Here is a 4,700-nt window from a genome sequence, read left to right as displayed (position 1 = left end):
AGTCCAAGAATGGTATTATTTATCATTAAATCTTTCTACTGTTGTGAACCCTCTTAAAGGGATTTGCGTGGCTAATTCTTATTCCAGCCACATCGTCCATAAAATCTAAATGGGAATCGAATTGCACAATTTTCAGTGATGTGTCTTTAAAAGCTCTAATCACAGGAAAGGTTATTGAATGGTCTCCTCCGAGGGTTACCGGGAACACATTTTTACTTAGGATTTCTTGGATATACACTGTTATAATATCTAGATTCAATTCACTAAGTGTAGGTGCTACTATTACGTCTCCGTAATCAATGATTTTGGTGCCGGCAAGCTTGTATCTTCCAAGTTCAACGTCATATATTCCTTGCTCGGCTATGAAGAAGGGTCCATAAATCTGGGAAGCTTCCCTTATTGCTCTAGGCCCATACCTTGTTCCGGGGCGATTTGTAGTTCCCTGATCTATAGGAACTCCAATGATTGCCACATCCACACCATCCAATTTCCTAGTATAAGGGAACTTGCAGAATGTTGGAATACCCACAAAGGGTAGTTCATCTCCCACATTGCTCATCTATAATCCTCCTAAAGATTGAAGATATTTAATATGTTTTTTAAGCAATCTTGGAAGAAAAATATTTAAAGCTATCCGAAAAATTGGGTTTCAAGTCATTAAGCGATTTGCAATGACGGTCTAAACGAAAAGTAGGTTAAGCTATTAATGAATTTGATTTTCATTAGCTGATAGGTTTGATTATTATGCTAGAGGCTATGGTGTTTAATATACAGAAATTCTCAACTGAAGATGGACCAGGAATAAGGACAACCGTTTTCTTAAAAGGATGTCCACTGCGTTGCCTATGGTGTCATAACCCGGAGGGCCAGAGAAAAAATCCTGAAATCGTTTGGTATGATGTTAAATGCACCGGATGTGGAGAATGTATAAAAGCGTGTCCAGAGGGGGCCATCACAGCAACTAGCGAAGGAATGATGACCGACAGAACACTATGCAAAAATTGTGGAAAATGCGCTGAAGTGTGCATGAGCAACGCCAGAGAACTAATCGGAAAAGTCATGACCGTGGACCAGGTCTTAGATGAGGTGAATAAAGATAAAGTATTTTACGAAACCTCGGGTGGGGGAATCACAATTGGCGGTGGAGAGCCAACAATATTTCCAGAATTCTTGACTGAACTCTTCAAAAAATGCAAGGAAGAAGGTATTCATACAGCTTTAGATACCTGCGGCTATGTAAAGTGGGAAATCCTTGAGGAGATTCTGCAATACACCGACTTGGTGCTTTATGATTTGAAGCAAATGGACCCCGAAAAACACGTTGAACAAACAGGGGTTCCACTACAGCCGATTTTGGACACTTTAAAGAAGATTGACGCTGTGGGTAAACCTATATGGATCCGAACTCCGGTTGTTCCTGGCTACACGGATGATGAAGAAAATATTCGCAAAATTGCGGAGTTTATTTCTGAATTGAAGCATGTTGAAAGATGGGATTTACTTCCTTACCATAAACTTGGAGAGCCGAAAATGGAAAGATTAGACAGAGAATACCCATTGAAAGGTCTGGAACCACCAGGCAAAGAATATATGTTAAAACTAAAAGGAATCGCAAACTCATACCAAATCGAGAACGTCACCTGCGGATACTAAAAAAGAAACTACTGTAAATATCGTAATTAACTTAATTTTATTTTTCATCAACTTAATCAATGATAAGATAATATACTTCTCTTCATTTTTCTGAATAAAATAAGAAAGGGGAGAGGTAGCTAATTAAAGGCTAACCTATAGTTTAGCTAATTGAGTGTTCAGTTCTCGCGATTACTTCCTCTTGTAATGCCTTGCCTATAGTGGTGAAGTAGGCGTTGTATCCGGTTATCCGTACCAATAGGTTGCTGTAGTTTTGAGGGTTTTTTTGTGCGTCCCTGAGTTTTTCTACCGAGATGCAGTTTGTCTGCCAAGCTGAACCTTCTAGTTCGTTGTATGCTCTCATCAATGCTACAAATTTTTCCAACTGTTCGTCTGTTTTCATTGTTGCTGGATTAATCGTCCACGTAAATGAACCGCCGCTCGGGACCAAGGTTAAGTTCAACTTTCCGATGGATTTGATGGTTGCGGTTGGACCCTTTATATCTCTGCCTTGATGTGGGCCGACACCATTTGATAAATGCTCCCCGGCCCTTCTCCCATCAGGCGTTGCCATGGTGCGATATCCATGCCAAATGTAAAGATTCCAGGAGAGGTAGCCTGGCCGGAACCTTTTTCCATTTGGGGTTGTATACTGGTAAATCTCATTTGCCCAGAAGGTCATTATTTCTCTTGCTATTAAGTCAACGTAGTCGTCGTCGTTTCCGAATTTCGGTGCCTTGTTTAGAAGCATGAGGCGTAAATCTTCTTTTCCTTCCCAATTCGTCAGACATGCTTCCAAAACTTCTTTCATTGTTGCCTTTTTTCATCGAAAACAATCTTCTTTAATGCGGCTAGAGCATCTGCAACCGTGGCAATTCCACAGCCATTAAAGGTGGTCACTGCGTAGAATTGTCCGCCGTCCTTCGTGTCTTTACCATTTTCCATACAACCATTCATAAGTAGCGACAAGTAAGGACACGGTAAATATTTGCCTCTAAACACATGATAATCACTCATTAAATTCACAGTCATTTTAACTGTTGCACTAAGCTGTTTTTTGTAAGCTTCCATCACTTCATCGAAGCTCTTGAACTCTACTGGGTCACCTGTGTCGAAGGTTACGAGCTCTCCCGTTTTAAGGTCCTTTCCACGGTTCAACACGAGTTCTAGTGGTTTAACGTGGCTGTAAGGTTGTACATCGACGGTTCCTGCTTGGGTTCCGCGTAATGAATTTTCTAAACAACCGACTGGAGCATAGTCACACGCCTCCTCATGAGTTACTCCCATATTCTCAAGAGCCTTTATTGAAACCTTGTCAAAATTGGTTACAAAGGGGCTACCCTGGGATTCCCTGGCTATATCTGCGATTTTCATTAAGAATTCTTTCGATGATCCTGAATGAGTTCTAACATTCAGCTTGGGCTCAAGCATGTTAAGCTCAACAAAGGCATCCAGCATTAAGAGGCTTAGCTCATTTATCTGATCCTCTCCGTTTGGTCCGCATCCCCCGATCACAAACATCTGTCCATCAGCTGCATGTCGACCATGTTTGCCAAACGTTTTAATCGGTAGATAATCATAGGCGTAATTGAATTTTATATAGAAACTCTGGACAAGTTCCTTAGCCCACTCCTCATTTATTTTACCCTCTTCTATGTCTTTCTTATAAAATGGATAAAAATCTTGGTCAAGTCGTCCTGGAGAGGTTCCTGGACCCGGGTAGTTTTCGGCGATCATGATTAGCATGTGTTGGAACCAGGCGGCTTGCAAAGCCTCCCAGAAATTACGGGCTGGGTTCCAAGGTACCCGATCACAGTTCTCGGCGATTTGTAGTAATTCTTCCTTTCTCTTTGAGTCCTTTTCCTCTTTGGCGAGCCTTCGAGCCTCCTCTGCGTAGCGGTGGCTAAATTCGCGTACCGCATCGCAGCATATTATTGCGGCTCTGTAAAAATCTCTTTTAGAGGCTGAATCGTTTTTCTTTAATCTTTCCTCCGCCTCTTCCTTGATTCCCTTGAAGCCTCTTCTGAGCACCTTAGCGACGTCTTCAATGAGGTGCCCTTGGGCGGGCATAGCCAAAGCTAATCCTATTTCTACAAGTTTAGCTTGTCTTTGTGCCAGTTCCCATCTGCGTTTATTAAATTCTGCCAGTTCATTTTCATTTAAACCAGCTGACATTCCGGTTGAAAATTTTCCGCCAACTATTAGCTCGTCAGGTAGAATATTAACGGGAATTTGCTTCAATGTGGCTTGGAAAACCAGAGCTCTCCGAACAATAAGCGGTTGATTCCAGAAGTCTTCAGGCAAATCTAATTTTTCAGCTACTAATCGACAACCCATTTCTATAGCTTCTGGCACGTCAAATCCGGGTATACCTGTTATTGGTCCAAAAAGTCCTTCAGATAGGCTTAGCATTGTTTCAATGTAATCGTTTGGTATGCCCGTTGTGAAGCACACTAAATCATTTTGGAATGGGCGTTTTTCATCAGCGAAGTAGTAAGCTCTTAGACGTTTTATGCGTGGCGAGAGTTTCTCTGATGGTGACCATAAACCAGGTGTGGCAATCCCTGTCCTAGCTTCTCCAATCTCAATTTCTTCAACCATTTACTTATCCTCCAATTTCTTATTATTACACGCAAGCGCGTGGTTTGTCATTTAAGCTATCCTCCTGCCCGGAAACGGCATCTGAGCGAAATAAACTTCCTCGACTTTGATTAGCCCTATCGAATCAATATTACTAACCGTGTTTAACCTTATTTGATCCACCGAGTTGAATATGTCAATGAGAAGGCCGGAGTTTTGGAATCCCATGAAAGTTCCCTTCACCTGAAAGGAGTTCATCGCTGGCTTGTAAACTGTGGCGGCGACTTTTTTTGTATTCAACAGATTCTCCTTGGTTTTATTTATCATCAAGTCTGCAAACGCTAAAGTCTCATCATCTATCGCAACCAGTGAAGCAATTACTACCGCATTTGGTTTACCCTCAGAGTCCACCGTTGCTAAAAACTTTATCGAGGCAGGGTTTACAACAGTAGGAAGATTTAATACTAAATAATACCATATATGGCTAT

At 41.6% G+C, this 4,700-nt stretch carries 4 protein-coding genes and 1 pseudogene; 1 reads left to right on the top strand and 4 read right to left on the bottom strand.

What is annotated here, in order from left to right:
- Nucleotides 1–25 precede the first annotated feature (25 nt).
- On the bottom strand, nt 26–559 hold the full coding sequence (locus tag ACUVXA_RS16605; protein ID WP_445872401.1) for an arginase family protein: 534 nt from the start codon (nt 557–559) through the stop codon (nt 26–28).
- Between the two features lie 185 nt (nt 560–744).
- Here ACUVXA_RS16605 and ACUVXA_RS16600 point away from each other — a divergent pair, with 185 nt between their 5' ends.
- Nucleotides 745–1,653 carry a glycyl-radical enzyme activating protein gene (locus ACUVXA_RS16600; protein WP_445872403.1) on the top strand — a complete coding sequence of 303 codons (909 nt, stop codon included), beginning with the start codon at nt 745–747 and terminating at the stop codon, nt 1,651–1,653.
- Nucleotides 1,654–1,795: 142 nt separating this feature from the next.
- On the opposite strand, the gene ACUVXA_RS16595 is transcribed toward ACUVXA_RS16600, so the two are convergent.
- The 3 genes and pseudogenes from ACUVXA_RS16595 to ACUVXA_RS16585 form a co-directional block, all read right to left on the bottom strand.
- A complete protein-coding gene (locus tag ACUVXA_RS16595) occupies nt 1,796–2,206 on the bottom strand; it encodes a glycine radical domain-containing protein (RefSeq protein WP_445872402.1) in 411 nt (136 codons plus the stop codon).
- Nucleotides 2,207–2,275: 69 nt separating this feature from the next.
- A pseudogene (locus tag ACUVXA_RS16590) lies at nt 2,276–3,702 on the bottom strand (pyruvate formate lyase family protein); the annotation flags it as partial.
- Nucleotides 3,703–4,284: 582 nt separating this feature from the next.
- On the bottom strand, nt 4,285–4,700 hold a 416-nt coding region (locus ACUVXA_RS16585), incomplete at its 5' end, for a pyridoxamine 5'-phosphate oxidase family protein (protein WP_445872400.1).

This window comes from Candidatus Jordarchaeum sp. (genome assembly GCF_052745115.1).
Note: the sequence above shows the minus strand (reverse complement) of the source record. Positions and strands in the feature narration are given on the sequence as shown.